The sequence below is a fragment of the Mycoplasma imitans ATCC 51306 genome (assembly GCF_000518305.1).
Lineage (GTDB): Bacteria > Bacillota_I > Bacilli_A > Mycoplasmatales > Mycoplasmoidaceae > Mycoplasmoides > Mycoplasmoides imitans.
In genome coordinates, this window is record NZ_JADI01000004.1 from 20,714 (window position 1) to 38,398 (window position 17,685).

A 17,685-nucleotide genomic window follows, 5' to 3' on the forward strand; every position below is an offset into this window, starting at 1 on the left:
ATGAAATCAGATATCTTAAAGTTTAATAGTCAATTACGCAAAAAAGAGATTACTCCTGATCAATTAGTTAAGGATTCACTTAAACTTATTAATAAGTATCACTGAACTAATGCTTATTTATACGTTAATCAGGATCGTATAACTGAAAAGGCTGCCAAGTTTGATGGTGATCTTGTCAACAATTCTTTATTAGCTTACATTCCGTATAGTTTAAAAGACAATATTTCAACAAAAGATATTCCCACAACTGGTGGTTCAAAATTTCTTGAAAATTACATTCCTCCATATGATGCAACCGTATACAAGATCTTAGAAAATCTAAATGCATTGATGGTTACTAAAGTTAATATGGATGAATTCGGTCTTGGTGGTACAGGATTGTATTCTGGATTTGGTTACACTCATCACCCGATTTCTAAGAAATATGCACCAGGCGGTTCGTCTTCTGGTAGCGCGATTAGTGTAGCTAACAACTCGGTTGTTTTTAGCGTGGGAACTGATACTGGTGATTCGGTTCGTCGACCAGCAAGTTTAGTTGGTGTGGTTGGATTTAAACCAACTTATGGATCTATTTCAAGATATGGTGTTTTTCCTTATGCACCATCATTGGATCACGTTGCTATCTTTACTAGAAATGTTACTGACGTAGCAATCGTGACAGATGCACTGAGTCAATTTGATCCAAAGGATTTCACCTCACAAAAACGCCCCAAGACATTATTAAACCACCTTTTAGAGCCAGATTTTCATAAGAGAAAAATTAGATTAGGTTATTACAAAAATTTAGAGCAATTTATGTATGAAGATATCTTAACCGCATGAAAAAAGGTTATTGATTTCTTGTACAAAACTAATAAGTTTGAAATCGTTGAACTTGAGTTTGATATCGAATTATTAAAGGCTGTTTTACCAACATATCAGATGTTAAGTTTCCCTGAGGCTAATAGTTGCTATGCTAATCTAACCGGAATTCCTTTTGGTGAAAAAGTAGAAGGTGAAAATTACGAACAAAAAGTAATCAATGCTCGCACAAAATTATTAGGCAATCAGATTAAAAGAAGATTTACGATCGGGGCTTATATTACTTTAGCTGAAAACTACGAACCGTTATTTAAAAAAGCGCAAAAGGTGCGTAGATTGATCGTTGAACATTTCGAACAATCTAAGAAAAATGTAGATGTTGTATTTGGTTTAGGTGCAAGTAATTTTGCTGCTGAGATTGAAGATTTCAAACAAGGATTAGCTGATACAAATTTAATTGATAATTTTTTATCAATTGCTAATTTTGGAGGACACCCTTCAATCACGATTCCAATGATTAAAAACCGTGATAATTTAACTGTTGGTTTGAATTTAGTTTCAGATCAATTTAATGATGATCTAATCATTAAAACAGCATATATTATTGAAACTGAATTAGATAAGAACGGAGGAAACATCAATGCATAATTTTGAACCAATAATTGGAATTGAAGTTCACGTTGCCATAAACTCTAAAACCAAGATGTTTTCACCGTCTGCTAACTCACATACTGCAGACCCTAATATCAACGTCCACCCGATTGATTTAGGTTTACCTGGAACAATGCCTGATCCCAACGCTTTTGTTGTTAAAAAAGCTTTAGTTTTAGCTAAAGCTTTAAATATGCAAAACGTTGATCACTACGTGCGTTTTGATCGTAAGAATTACTTTTATCAAGACTTACCTAAAGGTTATCAAATTACGCAACAACACCACCCGATTGCTACTAACGGTTATGTCGATATCTCAAATAAGAGAATTCCAATTCAACGTTTTCACATTGAAGAAGATACGGCTAAGCAACTTAATGATAATAACGAAATTTTATTAGATTACAACCGCTCTGGATCGCCATTAATTGAGATCGTAACCGATCCTGTATTTAGCAGTGGTCAAGAGGTAAAAGAATACTTAACTAATCTAAGAAGAATCTTAATATTTAATGATATTAGTGACGCTAAATTAGAAGAAGGTTCAATGCGTGTTGATGTTAATGTTTCTATTCGTCCAACTGGAATAAGTACTTATGGTACCCGTGTAGAAATTAAAAATATTAACTCAATTAATAACGTAGAAAAAGCGATTAATTATGAAATTAATCGCCAACAAGAAATGTTGTTATCAAACAAAAAATTAATTCAAGCAACAATGCGTTATGATGATCAATTGAATGAGACTGTTTTCATGCGTGAAAAATCAAATGCAGTTGATTATCGTTATATGTTTGAACCAAACATTATTGGGATTAATCTAGATCAAAAATTTTTAAATGAAGTTGAAGAGATGCCAGTCTTTTACATTAAAGATCTGCAAGCAAAACTATTATCAGAAGGATTAGATCAGCAGTTTGTTGACCTATTGTTAGATAATGCATTCTTGTATCAAAAACTTAATGAAATTAATGATAAGATTAACGATTTAAGCTTGGTAAGTAAATGATTATTAATCGAGTTCATTGGCCGTGTTAATAAATTGAAGTTACAACTAGAACTAATTAATACTCAATGATTTGATAGTTTAAGCGATCTATTAGTAATGGTTAAGAATGAAGACTTAAACCAAAAACAAGCAAAAGTTGTTTTAGATGAAATTCTAAAAACAGATGAATCAGTTGCTCAGATCGTTGATCGTTTAAAGATGAAACAGATTAAAAACGAAAACGAGATCATCGCATTATTAGAACCAATTGTGCTTGAAAACGTAGGTGTATTAAAAGATTACGATCAACGCAAAGAACGTGTTGAAAAATTACTAATTGGTTTATTGATGAAAAAAACCAATGGTCAGGCCAACCCAAATGTTAGTATCAAAGTATTAACCGACTTAATTCAAAAACACAGATAGATTTTTATTAATTAAATGAATACAACAGCATCTCAACCTACTCTTAATACGCAATCAATTTTGATTATTGTTTTAGTAATTATTGCTATGACTATAATCATCTTATATGCTGTTTATTTTGTGATCTTTATCAAGGTTAGAAAATCAATTAATAAGAACTACAAGTTTCGCGAAAAATATAACGCTTTATCCGCTAAAAATTACAATTTAACGATTCAAAGATTGGCTAAGTTAGCTAATGATCGAACTGGTTTAAAACACGTTGTTGAATACGTTAATAAGTTTAATAATTATTATCGCGAGCAGATTAATTCAGTTTATGAACCGATTAACGAGTTGTGTAACTTTGAATATCATTTTGATTTTAGGTATGTTAAACAAACTATGAAGCAGATTAACTTATACCTGGACAAAATCGAAATGTTAGATCGTTCTTTTAATCAAATTAAGGGAGATATTTCAGGTTACAAGAATCATTCATCAGAGTTAATCGTTAATTTCAAAGAGTTGTTTGATAACTTAATTAAATTTTTAGAAAAATATATTATTCCAACTTTTGATAATGAAGAATTATTAAGAATGGTTAATAGTTTTTCTGATTGTTTATTTCATTTAGAAGAATCTGCAACCAAGTTACTAAACAAACGGTTAATTTCAGTTATAGAACACTGATTAAAAAATTTACCAGCTCTAATTAAAATGGCCAAAACTTATTTCGTACTAAATAAGTGAAGAGTTAGATTAAAATACTTTATTGAAGATATCTATTATTCGTTCAGTTTGTTAGTTCAAGATCCAAACTTTACTGAAGAAAAGAAACAAAGAATTCATACGATCGTTAAATATACGAATAAAGATTTGCAAAAAGTTCACCAACTATTAATGCAGCGCAACTTTAAGCAAGCACAGATGTTGTTAGCTGACAAGTTTAATCTAATCGCACCACTTAAAAGAGAATTGGAGTTAGAAACTAAATCTAAGAACACAATTGCAGTTATTTATCAAGCATTTAAATACTGGATTGAACATTATTTAAAGAATTTCGAACAACTAAAAGAAACTTTAGGAATTTTTAACGTTAATTTTGAAAAAGATCATATGTTGTTAGAACAAATTCGTGAACTAAGTTTTCGTTCTGATCAATTAAAACTGATGATAAATGAAATTAATGAAGAAAATCAGAAACGGCTAAGCCACAAAGATTTCTTAGTTTTAATTAGTAATATTACTAATAACGCGACAAAACTTAATGAAGGTTTAGAAATTCTGATTAAAACAATTCTTGAAAATATTGCGCAATATGAAAACTTCTTGTTTAATACAAATAATTTGAAGTTGCAATTTGCAATGACCAAGAACTATTATCAAGCAAACGATTTAAAAAACGATAAGTTGTATAAATTAATTTCTGATAATGTTAGTCAATTAGTTGAATTGGAACAAAATCTCAATAAGAACTATAAAGAAAACATTATTAAATTCGATGCATTACATCAAAAGATGGAAAAGGGTTTTCTTGAAGTTTTAGAAACGGGCATTAAACAAGTTGCTTTAAAAGAACTGTGTGAGCACACTTTTATGTTCTTACACAAGTACATCTATGAATCTGATGAAATAAGAAATTTTGTTTTTGATTTTAGAAAACGTTTATTTGAGAATGGTCTATATGAAGAGTGTTTGAATAACCAGATTATCTTGTTAAATAAAATGAAACAAGCGGCTAAACAAAATCAAATTGTGCTTTCTTAAAATTTTTTACATATCTTGTACAGGAGTAAGATATGATCACTTCTGTATATGCAAAAATAGAATACGTTACAAATACAAAAATGTTATTTGTTGCCAATAACTGAGGTTATTGGGTAAATGTAAAACCTAATAGTGGTTTTAGTCGAACTGACAACAATGTTCTTGTTTTCTTACATGAACTAACTTTTTTAGCTCAAAACAATTCAATTAATAAAGAAATTTATGCGTTTAAAAGTTTAAAAGAAAAAGAATGATTCAAAGCTTTATTAACCATTAATGGAATAGGTCCCAAAACTGCTATGAATATAATGGCAAATAAGCAAGAAGAAGTTCTAACGCTAGTTAAAAATAACGATTTAAACGGATTGTTAAAGTTAGAAAACATTAATAAGAAGATTGCGACAATGTTATTAGCATCTGATATTGCAAGCAAACATTATCTGAAAAACCAGATTACAACTGATAAAGACGCAAGCGTAAACGATGATAATCAAAAAGATGATGATAGCAAAGATGGTAGTCCAGACGAAATATTATCAGAGATCGTTATTGAAGCCATTGATTGTTTAATCAATCTTGGTTACAAGCAAGAACAGATCAAAGACGCATTATCTGAAATTGATTTTAAAAATCAATCAATTAATGATTCGGCAGATCTTGTAGCTGTTGTAATTAAACAAATAGGCTTAAGAACAAGTGAAATTAGCTAGACCCAACAATTTTGATGAATTTATTGGTAAGAATGAATTAAAACAAAAGTTACTAACTTTTATTAACGCATCGATCAGTCAAAATAAAGCATTAGACCACGTTTTATTTTATGGACCACCAGGTGTTGGCAAAACATCGCTAGCTCAAATTATTGCAAATGAATTAAGATCTAAGATAAAGATCTTACAAGCATCACAAATTCAAAAACCAGCAGATTTATTGAATGCTTTTTCTTTGTTATCAAAAAACGATGTCTTGTTTATTGATGAAATCCATTCATTACCATCTACAATAATGGAATTATTATTTCCAATTATGGAAGATTACGTTGTTGATATTTTGATTGGTAAAGAATTCAATTCTAAATTTACTAGAATGAAATTACCGCCATTTACATTAATTGGTGCAACAACAATGTATGGACGCATCATCGATCCATTAGAAGAACGGTTTGGAATTTTGCTAAAACTTGATTACTATCAAAATGATGAAATCTTTGAGATTATTAAAGCAACCAATGCAAAAGATAATATCAAATTGACTCAAGATGAGATGCTAGAAATTGCAGAACATTCTAAAGGTACACCCAGAAACGCTTTAAGAATTTATAAACGCGTTATGGATTTTAAGTTGTTTGATAAAAATATAACGATTCAATCGATTCTAAATAAACTTAATATCCATAAGTTTGGTTTATCAAACTTGGATTTGGAATACCTTAAGTCATTTGAAAATAATCCAAAGCTATATCTTGGTTTAAAATCACTTTCATTGATTAGTGGTATTGATAGTTTTACGATCGAATCTAAAATTGAACCGTATTTAATCAAAAGCAATTTGATCAAAAAAACTTCAAAAGGAAGACAAATAACATCTAAAACAATTGAACACTTTAAAGATAATTAGATTACTAATTGTCTTATTTTTTAATTATTTTAAAATATAGCAATATAGTTGTTCTAAGTATATGAATCAAAAGACGAACTCTGCACCAATCAAGAATAATAACCTGCAGCAAGTTATTAGGCCTTCGGTTAATTTAGCAAATAAGCAACCGGTAAGCCCAAATAACAACGTTTACCAAGCGCAGGCACAAATTGTTAGAAGTGATTCTAAAAAAGAAGGGACGCAAGTAGTTGCAAATCGTATGCAACCAAAACCTGGTCCAGTTTTAAATCAACCACGGCAACCTAATAATAAGGTTGCACCTAATTTAAACGGACCTAGACCGGTTTTAAGTCCTCAAAATAAAGCTGCTAACCCAGCAGGAAATTTAGTTCCTAATAATTTAAACCGTAATTTAAATCCAAGACCGACACCTAATTTAAATAGTCAAGCACCAAATAATAAAGCAATTAATCCTAATCCTAATGGTGCTATTAATATCTTAAATAAGTTGAACACAAGTCCTAATCCTGGACAAACTCCTACTCAACAAGTTGCAAGTCAACAAGCTGCAGTTCAACCTAAACCTAATCCAAATAGTCAAGGATTAGGTCCTAAGCCTGCACCGACACCGAGACCTTCATTAAGAAATTTTGTTCCTGTTGACGAAACTAGTTCAGTGGATGAAGAAGAACAAAACGAAGCTCCAATAACATCACTTCTCGATTTTTCAAACAATCAACCCCAAGCTGTTACAACTGAACAATCTGTAGAAACGGGACTAGCTCAGCATACTGCTAGAACAACTCAAGCTCAACCCACTGTTAGTGTCCAGCCTGAACAAACAGTAGAAGCAACACCTACTCAAAAAGTGGAGCCAACCAAAAAAGTTGCGGTTACCCATCCTAGTGGAATGACTCTTGAAGAGTTCATGCGCAAAAAACAAGCAACTAATTTAGTTATTGTAGATGAAGAAACAATTCAAAAACAGCAAGAAGAAAAAGATGCTAAAGCTGTAACTGTTGCTCAACATCATCCTGTTCACGAAGAAGTAAGTCAAGAAGAAGAGCTTTCGGGTTTTGAAATTCAATACGAAATTTGAAGATTGAAAAAATTAAAAAAATTCGGTATTGGTTCAATTTTTATGGGAATATTTTCGTTAATACTTTCATTAGGAGTATTAGGGCTAGCGGTGTTGTTCAATCTTCAACACTTTGAAATATTGAATGTTGAAACAACATTAAAACTAAAACTTGATACATTTAATGCAATCTTTGTTGCAGCAATAATCGTTTATGTTGTTGTTAGTTCGATCTATCGATTTTTAGCGCTGGTTTGTGTTTTATCAAGTAACCAGATAGGCACCCATAAGAAGGTATACAGTTACGACTTCGATTCATTGAAAGCAACTTTATCATTTAGTGTGTTTTTTGAAATTGCTAGCTTAGTATCTTACCCAGTATTACTTTCTAAGATTTCAAAAGCAATTAAATTACTTCAATAAGCAAAGCAAAATAGAATATTAGGTTAATACAATCTGATATTCTTTTTTGATTATTGATATGTAATAATTTTCAAACACAATTTGATCATTTAATCTAAAGGGATATGAATTAAAAATAATGAAAAATAAATTACTTTACAAAACTACATATTTAAGTTTGTATGAAACACCAAAAGGTTTTGTTTATGCACAAAGACAATCGATTAATAGCATTGCATCATTATGTTTTAAATATGTTGGTGATGAAGTATTTTATTTAGTTCATTACCAACCAATGCCTGAAATTGCGATCAAAACTAAATGAGACGATCTTTATCCTTGTCCGATAACAGGATCAATCGATCCAAACGAATCTGCTTTAGAAGCAGCGGTTCGAGAAACGCAAGAAGAAGGTGGGATTAAAGTAGATTTAAATAAATTTTATGATCAAGTTGATTATGTTGCTTCTACACAAATGAATGAAATTGTTCATTGTTTTGTCTTTGATGTTACAGGGATAGAACAACACGAACCATCAACTGATGGTTCAATTTTTGAACAAGTGGCTAAAAACAAATGGCATTCTCAAAAAGAATTGGAAGCAATATTGTTTAATAAAAAACAAATTTATTTATCTAGTTTATTAAACGCTTACTTATTAATTCAAAAACATCTGAAACAAAAATAATATGGTTAACTTTTATCAAAAATATAGACCCAATAACTTATCAAGTATCATTGGTCAATCTCATATTACTAACATCTTATTAAAAGCTAGTGCTAATGATCAATTAGCTAACGCTTATATTTTCCAGGGTTCAAGAGGAATTGGTAAAACATCAATTTCTAAGATTTTAGCTAAAGCTTATAATTGCTTAAATAAGAAAAATGGCGATATTTGCAACAAATGTTCAGCTTGTGAATTAATTAATGAAAATAAGTCGCAAGATGTTTATGAATTAGATGCTGCTACTAACAACGGTGTGGATGAAATTAGAAAAATCATCGATGTAATTAATTACGCACCAATGAACTTAACTAAAAAAGTTTACATTCTTGATGAAGCACACATGTTAAGTAACGGTGCATGAAACGCACTATTAAAAACGTTAGAAGAACCACCTAAACACGTTGTGTTTATTTTTGCTACGACCGAATTTCACAAGATTCCATTGACGGTTGTTTCAAGATGTCAGAGCTTTAATTTTAAAAAACTTGATAAGAACGACATTGTTGACGTTTTAAAGAATGTTATTGATCAAGAAAGGATCAAGATTGAAGAAGATGCAATTATCAAAATCGCTGGTCTGGCTTCTGGCTCTGCGCGTGATTCATTAAGTATTTTGCAACAACTAGCTTATGAAAAAAATAAGAAGATAACTGTTGAAAAGATCAATGAAACATTCGGTTTAATTAATTTAGAAATCAAACTGAAGTTTTTGGAATTAATTAATGAAAATAGTCTTGAAAAAATTATTAACCTTTTAAACGAAATTGAAATTAAAGGAATTAATTTTGTTTTATTTATTCAAGACTTATTAGCAATTTTGATCGATATTTTGGTTTATAAAAAAACCAAAAACATTAATCTATTAAAAACTTTAGATGATAAGCAAATTCAAGCGATTAGTATAAAAAATATTAATCTTTTAATTTTATCTGAAAAGATTAATCAGTTATTATCAACTAAAGTTTCTCACACAAACATAAAAGAAAGTTTGTTGTTAGCAGTTTTTGATTATTTAGAAAAAAACAGTTTAAATCATCAACAAGAAGAACATTTTGCTCTTACTAAAAAGGTTAGCCAAGAAGAAATTAAGCCTAATATGTTAATGGATAGTGCTGTTGGTGTTAAACCAAAAATTACACAACAACAAATTAATGATCAAATTAAACCGATTAAAGAAAACAATAAGAATGCAATAAAAGAAGAAGATTTAACAGAAAAAGAAGAAGTTGTTCAGATAAAAAAAGTTAAAAAAACTAAAAGCAAACCTGTTGATCAAACAAAAGAATCTAATGCAACTAATGATGATGCACTTGTTGTTGATTTAGATAGCCAGAAGATTAATGATTATTTAATGGCGATTACATATAACGTTGTTAAAAATAAAAATTTAATAAATAAGAAATTACAAGATCATTTTTTAAAAGCTCAAGAAAAGTTTAAAAAAGGTGACAACAAAGAAGATTCATTCTATGAGAATGTTGATTTATATTTAACAGGGTCTAAAGTATTTTTTGCTACTGATAAAGCAGCAATAATTATTCTTGATGATGAAAACATTGCTGAACTTATTAACAATCAAAGTTACAACAACAGTAAAGTTCATACCATCAATCATATTTTTGATAAGGAAATATATGTGTTTGCAGTAACTGAAGCAATTATGAAACCAATCTTCAAACAAACACAGAAAACAAAAGATTTAAATATAATAAACTATTATAATGATTTGTATCAGTCGCTTGATGTTGAAAAACTAAGAACAATTAAAAAACAAAAAACACAAGCCGAAATCTTAAGTGAGTTATTAGATAAGTAATCATTTATTTATTAAAAAATAAGGATAATTATGAATTTTCAAAATTTAGCTAATCAAATGAAAAAGATGCAACGCGAAATGGAAAAAAAGCTTGCAGAATTTGAAGAAAAAGAATATCAATACGACTATAAAAAGTTAGTTAACACAACCATTAAAGGCAATCTTAAAATTATTAAAATTGAGATTAATAAAGATTTAATTGACCCAGAAGATCCAGACACTTTGCAAGATATGGTAAGTGAAGCAATTAATGAAGCGATTGCTGATGTTGAAAAGAAAAGAGATGAGATCTCTAACTCAATCACCCCACCAATTAAATTCCCTGGATTTTAGTAATTATGGTATCAGATGTAGATCTGAATGAGTTTAACAATTTAGTAGAACAGATTAGTGATTTACCAAGCGTTAGCAAAAAACAAGCTAAAAAGATAACGCAATACTTAATGACAAAATCAGATCGTTACGTTTATGATCTAATTGATGTTTTAAAACGTGCTAAGTTATCAATTAAGATTTGTGAAATGTGTCAAGGTTGATCTAATCGTTCGATATGTCGAATTTGTTCAGATGATTCAAGAAATAATGACGAATTGTGTATCGTCAGTTTTTTTGATGACTTAAATGTGATTGAAGAGTCTCAAGTATATCATGGCAAGTACTTTATTCTTAATCATGAAATTTCTAAAAAGAATAAAAAAATAATTGATGAAATTAATTTTGATTTGTTATTAGATTTGATTAAGAAACATAAAATTCAAAAAGTGATAATAGCAACTAACTTCACTCAAGACGGTCAAACAACCGCAAATTATTTACAGCTTTTATTAGCTGATTATGATCTTAAAATATATCGTTTAGGAATGGGATTACCATACAATTCTTCAATCGATTATGCCGACTCATTCAGCCTAAAAGGGGCTTTTGAAAATAAACAATTAATAAAAGATAAAAAGTAATTGATCAATATTTTATCTTCACATTGTATTTTTTTATTAATAACGATAATATATTTGATAATATAAGAGGTAATCAAATAAGTTTTATGCTTATTGGATTAAGCTTAATTTATAAGGTAGTAAAATTTATGATAAATAAAACTAAAGTTAAAAAAATATCAATTGCTTTAGGTATTGCTGGTGTAGCTTCAATTGTTGGAGGAACATTGGCTTCATGTGGTTCTTCACTTTCGTATAAATCATCTGTTCAATTAGTTGTTTCAGATAATACATCTACGTTAGCTGACCAATCATTCTCTGAAACTTCATACAAAGGAATTTCAGATTTCTATAAGAGTGAATTTAACATCGATCTTCCAGCTCCTCAAACTGTTACTGTTAATAACGGTTTATGGAAGAGACCAGGTACAACTGATGACTCAAGAATTAACACTTACAGACAAATTAAGAACGAAGGTTCACTTGTTGCTGTAGCTACTGGTTTCAACCAAGAACCCGCTTTAAACAAGATTTTAGATACTCCATCTTTCTATAATGAATTTAAAGATTTCGGTTTCATCTTCATCGATGGTGTTATTTCTAAGAAAAATGGTACTAACATTTCAGCTGTTACATTCCAAACTGAAAGTGCAGCATTCTTAACTGGTGTTGCTGCTGGTGTTTTAGTAAATAAAAACAGCGGATTCTTTAAAACTGTAATGGTTGATGGCAAAGAAACTTATGGAATTGGTGCTTACGTTGGTCTAGCAATTCCTTCAACTATTAGTTTCTTAAACGGTTTTAGAATGGGTGCTATCTTCTTTAACCAATACATTCAACCAAGAGTTGAAGGTTTCAAAAAATTATCTTGAGTATCATCTAATGAAGCAAGCAACAGTGGTACTCGCGACAGCTTACTTGCAGATGTATCTGGATCATTCAACGCAAATGAGCAAAAAGCAACTACGATTACAGATGAATTGTTAAAGAATGGTGCATCTTTAGTTTATCCAATTGCTGGTCCTCAAACAGCATTAAGTCAAACTGCTATTCTTAACAGCAAAAACACTTACAAGGCACAATTAATTGGTGTTGATACAGCTCAAGAAAATTTAACAACAACTCAAGCATTACAAGATGCTCCTGGTGGTAAAACAATTGCATTCTCAACTGTTAAAGCTTTAGACGTTGCTGTTGATTCAACTTTAAAAGCTATTAAAAGTGGTAAAGAAGTTAATGGTTTCTATGGATATGGATGAAACAACTTAGCTAGTTTAGCTAACGGTGGTGTTTCATTATCAAAAGCTGGATTAAGTTATTTACCTGATTTAAATGATTTATTTACTAAAACTTCAAGTCCAGCTACTGAAAGCGCTACACCTATGCAACCAATGGAAACTACACCTACTGGAGGACAAGAAGGAACTGGTCAAGGAAATGGTATGATGATGCAATCATCATCAAGTAGACTAGTTGAAGAAGGCACAACACCAACAATGCCAACTAATCAAAACAAACAAATACCTTCTAATCAATTAGTAACCGTTAATGATTCTAACAATCAAAAAGTAATTCAAGAATACGTTCAAATCCTATCTGGAACATCTACTTCATTACCAGCTGATTCTAGAGAAAATTGAAAAATTAAGGGTAATGAATTAACTACATTCAAAACTTCAGTTACAGCTGATGCTAAATTATTGCCAGTTTTAACAACAGGTAATGCACAAGATGATGCTACATCATTAAGCCACAAAGCAGCAATTATTTCTGGATCATTCCAACAAGCTACTGAAGGTACTTTATTAAACCAATCAGACAAGAAATTTGAGTTCAATAAGCTATAGTTTAAAAGCATAAAATATAATTCAAAAAGAAAAACAATAATTCGTTCGTTAGAAGAATTATTGTTTTTATTTTATACCAAATTAAGAACCGATATTTATGGCTTAATCATTTTTATAAATTTTTCAAAAATTTCCTCACTTTTTAGATATTTTTTTACATATCTTTAGTATATGATTTGAGGGTTATGAAACAACAGGAAAATTGCGTTGATTGAAAACCTACAAAAATATAATACTTATTTTTTTCTCGAATTTTTTAGAACATAATTTTTATAAAAAAATATTGCAATTATAAATATATATTTATTTCTATTTCTATCTAACAACAATATAGCATTGATGCTTTGTGGAATAGGTTTTTTTCTTTTTATTAGTTAAAATTAAAGCGAAAAACAGAAAGGATATTAGTTTGGATACACAAGAATACGCGCTTCGAATGGTTGATATCCATAAATCCTTTAATAACGGCCAGATAAAAGCTAATTCAGGGATTAATCTGTCAGTTAAGAGGAATGAAATACACGCCATTATAGGTGAAAATGGAGCTGGTAAATCAACTCTCATGTCCATCTTATTTGGTTTATACAAACAAGATAAAGGACAGATTTTTGTCTGAGATAAAGAAGTAAACTTCAAGTCTTCAAAAGATGCTTCAAAAGCAAAAATTGGAATGGTTCACCAACACTTTAAGTTGATTGATAACTTTAAGGTGATTGATAATATCATCTTAGGTTCAGAAACAACTAAAGCTGGAATTATTCACTATAAAAAAAGTTTCAATAAGTTAAAGAAAATTATTGATGAGTACAATTTTAAAATCGATCTAAACGCTAAGGTTTCTACTTTAACTGTTGGTGAACAACAAAAAGTTGAAATTTTAAAAGTACTTTATCGCGATGCTGACTTATTGATTTTTGATGAACCGACGGCAGTTTTATCTGATAATGAGATCGAAAGTTTCTTAGACATTCTTAAAGAATTTAAATCTAAAAATAAAACTATTCTTATTATTAGTCATAAGCTTCATGAAATTAAGGCAATAGCTGATAATGCGACAATTATAAGAAAAGGTGAGTACGTTGATTCTGTTGATGTTAAGAAGACATCAATCGAAGAAATGGCTGAATTGATGGTTGGTAGAACCATTGTTCCATCAATCAATGATTTGCCGGTTACTAGTGATGAAGTTATTTTAAGCGTTAAGGATTTAAGCTTAGATACTAAAACAGTTGAAGAAAAATATGATGAAATAATTAATAAAGCTTCTTCAGTCGCTAAAGTTGCAGTAACTAAAGGTTTGCAAAAAGGTAAGCAAACGTGAGAAAAACTTAGTGCTTCAAACCAACGAAAGAGCAAGATTGATTTTGAAATTAAAAAAGGTGAAATCTTTGCGGTTGCTGGTGTAGAGGGTAATGGTCAATCTAAATTGATTGAAGTTATATCTGGTTTAAAAAAATCAGAACAAAATAAAATTTTCTTTAAACACGACAATAAATTAGTAGACATCTCAAGAATGTCAATCAAAAAACGTTCTAATTTAGGAATTTCTTTCGTTCCAGAAGACCGACACAAACACGGATTGACTCTCGATGAAAATGTTCGTTTAAATTCAGTTAATAATTTAATTGATAAAAAACCTTTTTCAGATAAAGGTTTTATTGTTCCGTTTGAAATAGCTAAATATGCACAAGATATCATTGATCAATTTGATGTTAGAGGTACAGCAAACGGAACAGCGATGTCTAGATCATTATCTGGTGGTAACCAACAAAAGTTGATTGTTGGTAGAGAGATGACTAAAAAACATGAATTATTAATCTTAGCTCAACCAACAAGAGGTCTTGATGTTGGTGCGATTGAATATATTCATGGTCAGATTATTGAAGCTAAAAAACAAGGTAAAGCAGTTTTACTAGTTTCTTATGAACTAGATGAGATTATGGCTCTAGCTGATACGATTGCAGTTATTAGTCGTAACAACTTTATTGGTGTAGGACCTAAAAAAGAAATGACTAGATCTAAAATCGGTCAACTATTAGCAGGGGAAGCGATGAATGAATCAATTTAAAAAATATCCGAATTTTTTGATCGGTTTTGATCGGTTTTTCTACCGTAAAGAAAACAAATCAGGTAGAAGAAGATTTCTTAGCATTATAACTTTAATTATTGTTTCTTTATTATTAATCTTCTTAATTTTAGTAGCAACAAGCGTAAACTCTAATGCGTTTTTTTCTTTATTTAGTAAAGGGTTAAGTTTTCAAAAACAACAACAAGATTTTATTACTAATATTGGAATCTTCACTTTAGCAGGACTATCGTTTGGTTTTGCGATGCAAGCCAAGATCTTTAATATTGGTATATCAGGGCAAATGCTTGCGGGTGCATCTTTTGCGTTTATTATTACTCATTACTTAGCAAAAGCGGGATTCACTCCATCAGTAGGTGGTCAGATTATTACGATCCTTCTATCGATGTTTGCTGCTGCTTTTGTTTCAGTTTTAACAGGCGTGTTTAAGATCTACTTAAAAATTAATGAAGTTGTATCAGCGATCTTATTAAACTGAATTATTCTTTTAATAGTTGGAACGATTGTCAATAATTATTTTCTTGATAATGCTCAAAGAATTAATGGAAATTTTTTATCAGTAAGATTCCCTGATCAATATTCATTCTATGTTAATGAAGGAGCAACTGCATTCACAAGTAATACTGGATGAGTATGAACAATTGCTGTAACAATTGTGTGTGTATTTATTGTTTGAGTTTTATTAAGATTTACTGTATTTGGTCACAAAATTAAAACAACTGGTTTATCAAGCACTTCAGCTGAATATTTTGGTTACAACAAAAACTTATTACAACTAAGTTCATTTGGTATATCAGGTGCTCTAGCTGGTATCTTAGGTGTTGTCGTTTATACTGGTCAAGCTTCTCAAGCAATTGATTTTAGTACAGTTGGTAGTTTTGGTTTGACTGCAGTTCCTGCTGAAGGATTTAATGGTATTGCGATTTCATTAATCGCGTTAAACAATCCTTGAGGAATTGTGATTATATCAATGTTATTCTCATTAATCTCAGTAGGACAAAGTCCAGCAAACTTACCCACTCCACAAACGCTGTCTTTAACTTTAGGTGTTTTAATGTACATCGTTTCAATTTATGGATTAATGAACTACTTAAAACCATGACGTTGAATCATCATAAAGATTTATGGCAACAAAAACATTACATATTACCAAAACTTAGAAAATAATATAGCTGCGTTGTCCGAAAATTACCTATTCAAAGTTAAAAAGTTAAAGAAAGATCTTCACAACAAACTTAACGAACAGTACAATAGTAAATTTAAGATTGCGCTGATGAGTCTAGTTATCCCAGTCAAGGTTTTATTCTTAAAAGAATACAAAGATAAGATCGCTCAATATAAAAAAGAATATATTCAAGAACGTGTCAATGTAATTAATGAGTTTTATCACAGTTGTGTATTTAACTCAATTGTTGAAACTGAAAGAGCGATTAAAGACTACGAAGGTTCTAAAAATAAAAAACTGTTACAGAAACTAATTAAATGAAAAAATGAAGAAAAACGAATTCAAAAGCTTGCTGTAACATTACAAGATGAAATGAAAATGCAAGTGGACAAACACATTAAATCAATAAATGAAAAGATTCATAATCTAAATATTAAAAAGGAGGCTAGATAATGTTTTCACTAACACAACTTGATCAATGATTAATTCTAGCTCCAGCACTTATCCTTGGTGTTTTTGGTGGTTATCTATCAGAGCGCGTGGGTATCGTTAATATTGCGATTAATGGAACAATGGCGTTTGGCGCAACTTTCTTTGTTTTATTTTCAAACATTTTTTACAAAGCTATGGGTTCAGCTCAAAGTACAACTTATAGCTGAACATTCTTGGTTTCAATATTATTATCCGCAGTGCTTTCGGTTGTGGTCGGAGCGTTGTTTGGTTTTGCAACGATAAAATTGAAAGCCGATCATGTTATTGCTGGTACGGGTATTAACTTGTTAGCAGCTGGAATTGGACAAATTTTATCTGACCGCGCAACTACTTTCTTTGAAACACCAGCATTACAGAACTTTTATACCAGAACACTAAGAGCAAATAGTGTGAGTATCCAAGCAATTGTAGTATTTGTGTTATTTGTTGTGTTTTTCATCATCCTATATGTTGTGATGAATTTCTCAAAGATCGGTTTAAGATATCGAGCGGTTGGTGAAAACCCAAATGCTGTTGACTCACAAGGGATCAATGTAACTAAGTATCAATGAATTGGAATCATTTTTGCTAGCGTTGTAGCAGGATGTGGTGGTGCATTATTTGGTTACTACCAATCAGGTAGAGCGTTTGCGGGTGATGTTGATGGTGTTGGATTTATTGCTTTAGCAATTCTGATCGTGAGTGGTTGAAAACTATTACCAATTACTATTATTGGTTTAGTATTCAGTTCATTATTAGTTTACTCAACTGCAAACACAGCTGTAAGCAATGCAAACAAGTTCTTACTAAGAACGATTCCATACGCATTAACATTAGTGACAATGCTATTGCTTGGTAAGTTCTCAATCGGTCCTAAGAATGCTGGAAACCACTTTGATAAAGGATTAAGATAGCAAAAAAATAATCTGAACAAAGAGTTT

Annotated in this window: 14 protein-coding genes; all 14 read left to right on the top strand. The window is 30.4% G+C overall.

Annotated features, from left to right (window positions below):
* The 14 genes from P690_RS0100135 to P690_RS0100200 all read left to right on the top strand — a co-directional run bounded on the left by P690_RS0100135 (position 1) and on the right by P690_RS0100200 (position 17,658).
* The gene (locus P690_RS0100135; protein ID WP_027121786.1) at positions 1-1,449 is read left to right on the top strand and encodes an amidase family protein; all 1,449 of its coding nucleotides are present in this window, start codon (positions 1-3) and stop codon (positions 1,447-1,449) included.
* The gene (gene gatB / locus P690_RS0100140; protein ID WP_027121787.1) at positions 1,442-2,866 is read left to right on the top strand and encodes an Asp-tRNA(Asn)/Glu-tRNA(Gln) amidotransferase subunit GatB; all 1,425 of its coding nucleotides are present in this window, start codon (positions 1,442-1,444) and stop codon (positions 2,864-2,866) included. The genes P690_RS0100135 and gatB overlap by 8 nt, the downstream gene beginning before the upstream one ends.
* A 15-nt stretch (positions 2,867-2,881) precedes the next feature.
* A complete protein-coding gene (locus P690_RS0100145) occupies positions 2,882-4,615 on the top strand; it encodes a hypothetical protein (RefSeq protein WP_027121788.1) in 1,734 nt (577 codons plus the stop codon).
* A 32-nt stretch (positions 4,616-4,647) separates the two neighbouring features.
* Complete coding sequence (gene ruvA, locus P690_RS0100150; RefSeq protein ID WP_027121789.1) at positions 4,648-5,325, top strand: Holliday junction branch migration protein RuvA; 678 nt, start codon at positions 4,648-4,650, stop codon at positions 5,323-5,325.
* Positions 5,312-6,232: a Holliday junction branch migration DNA helicase RuvB gene (ruvB, locus tag P690_RS0100155; RefSeq protein ID WP_027121790.1), complete on the top strand. Its 921-nt coding sequence runs from the start codon at positions 5,312-5,314 to the stop codon at positions 6,230-6,232. The genes ruvA and ruvB overlap by 14 nt, the downstream gene beginning before the upstream one ends.
* A 61-nt stretch (positions 6,233-6,293) precedes the next feature.
* The gene (locus P690_RS03875; protein ID WP_084318485.1) at positions 6,294-7,715 is read left to right on the top strand and encodes a hypothetical protein; all 1,422 of its coding nucleotides are present in this window, start codon (positions 6,294-6,296) and stop codon (positions 7,713-7,715) included.
* A gap of 118 nt (positions 7,716-7,833) precedes the next feature.
* Entirely contained in the window at positions 7,834-8,382 is a 549-nt protein-coding gene (locus tag P690_RS0100165; RefSeq protein ID WP_036459383.1) for an NUDIX hydrolase, read from the top strand.
* 1 nt (position 8,383) lies between these two features.
* Positions 8,384-10,240 (top strand): DNA polymerase III subunit gamma/tau, encoded by a 1,857-nt coding sequence (gene dnaX, locus P690_RS0100170; RefSeq protein WP_036459386.1) that lies wholly within the window; start codon positions 8,384-8,386, stop codon positions 10,238-10,240.
* A 30-nt stretch (positions 10,241-10,270) separates the two neighbouring features.
* Positions 10,271-10,573, top strand: coding sequence for a YbaB/EbfC family nucleoid-associated protein (locus P690_RS0100175; RefSeq protein ID WP_027121793.1), 303 nt, complete (start codon positions 10,271-10,273; stop codon positions 10,571-10,573).
* 5 nt (positions 10,574-10,578) lie between these two features.
* Positions 10,579-11,196 carry a toprim domain-containing protein gene (locus P690_RS0100180; protein ID WP_027121794.1) on the top strand — a complete coding sequence of 206 codons (618 nt, stop codon included), beginning with the start codon at positions 10,579-10,581 and terminating at the stop codon, positions 11,194-11,196.
* Positions 11,197-11,324: 128 nt separating this feature from the next.
* Complete coding sequence (locus tag P690_RS0100185) at positions 11,325-13,022, top strand: BMP family ABC transporter substrate-binding protein (RefSeq protein ID WP_027121795.1); 1,698 nt, start codon at positions 11,325-11,327, stop codon at positions 13,020-13,022.
* 409 nt (positions 13,023-13,431) lie between these two features.
* Complete coding sequence (locus P690_RS0100190) at positions 13,432-15,090, top strand: ABC transporter ATP-binding protein (protein WP_027121796.1); 1,659 nt, start codon at positions 13,432-13,434, stop codon at positions 15,088-15,090.
* Positions 15,077-16,726, top strand: a complete 1,650-nt coding sequence (locus P690_RS0100195) for an ABC transporter permease (protein WP_027121797.1) — start codon at positions 15,077-15,079, stop codon at positions 16,724-16,726. Before P690_RS0100190 ends, P690_RS0100195 begins: the two co-directional genes overlap by 14 nt.
* A complete protein-coding gene (locus tag P690_RS0100200) occupies positions 16,726-17,658 on the top strand; it encodes an ABC transporter permease (protein WP_027121798.1) in 933 nt (310 codons plus the stop codon). The genes P690_RS0100195 and P690_RS0100200 overlap by 1 nt, the downstream gene beginning before the upstream one ends.
* Positions 17,659-17,685: the final 27 nt, after the last annotated feature.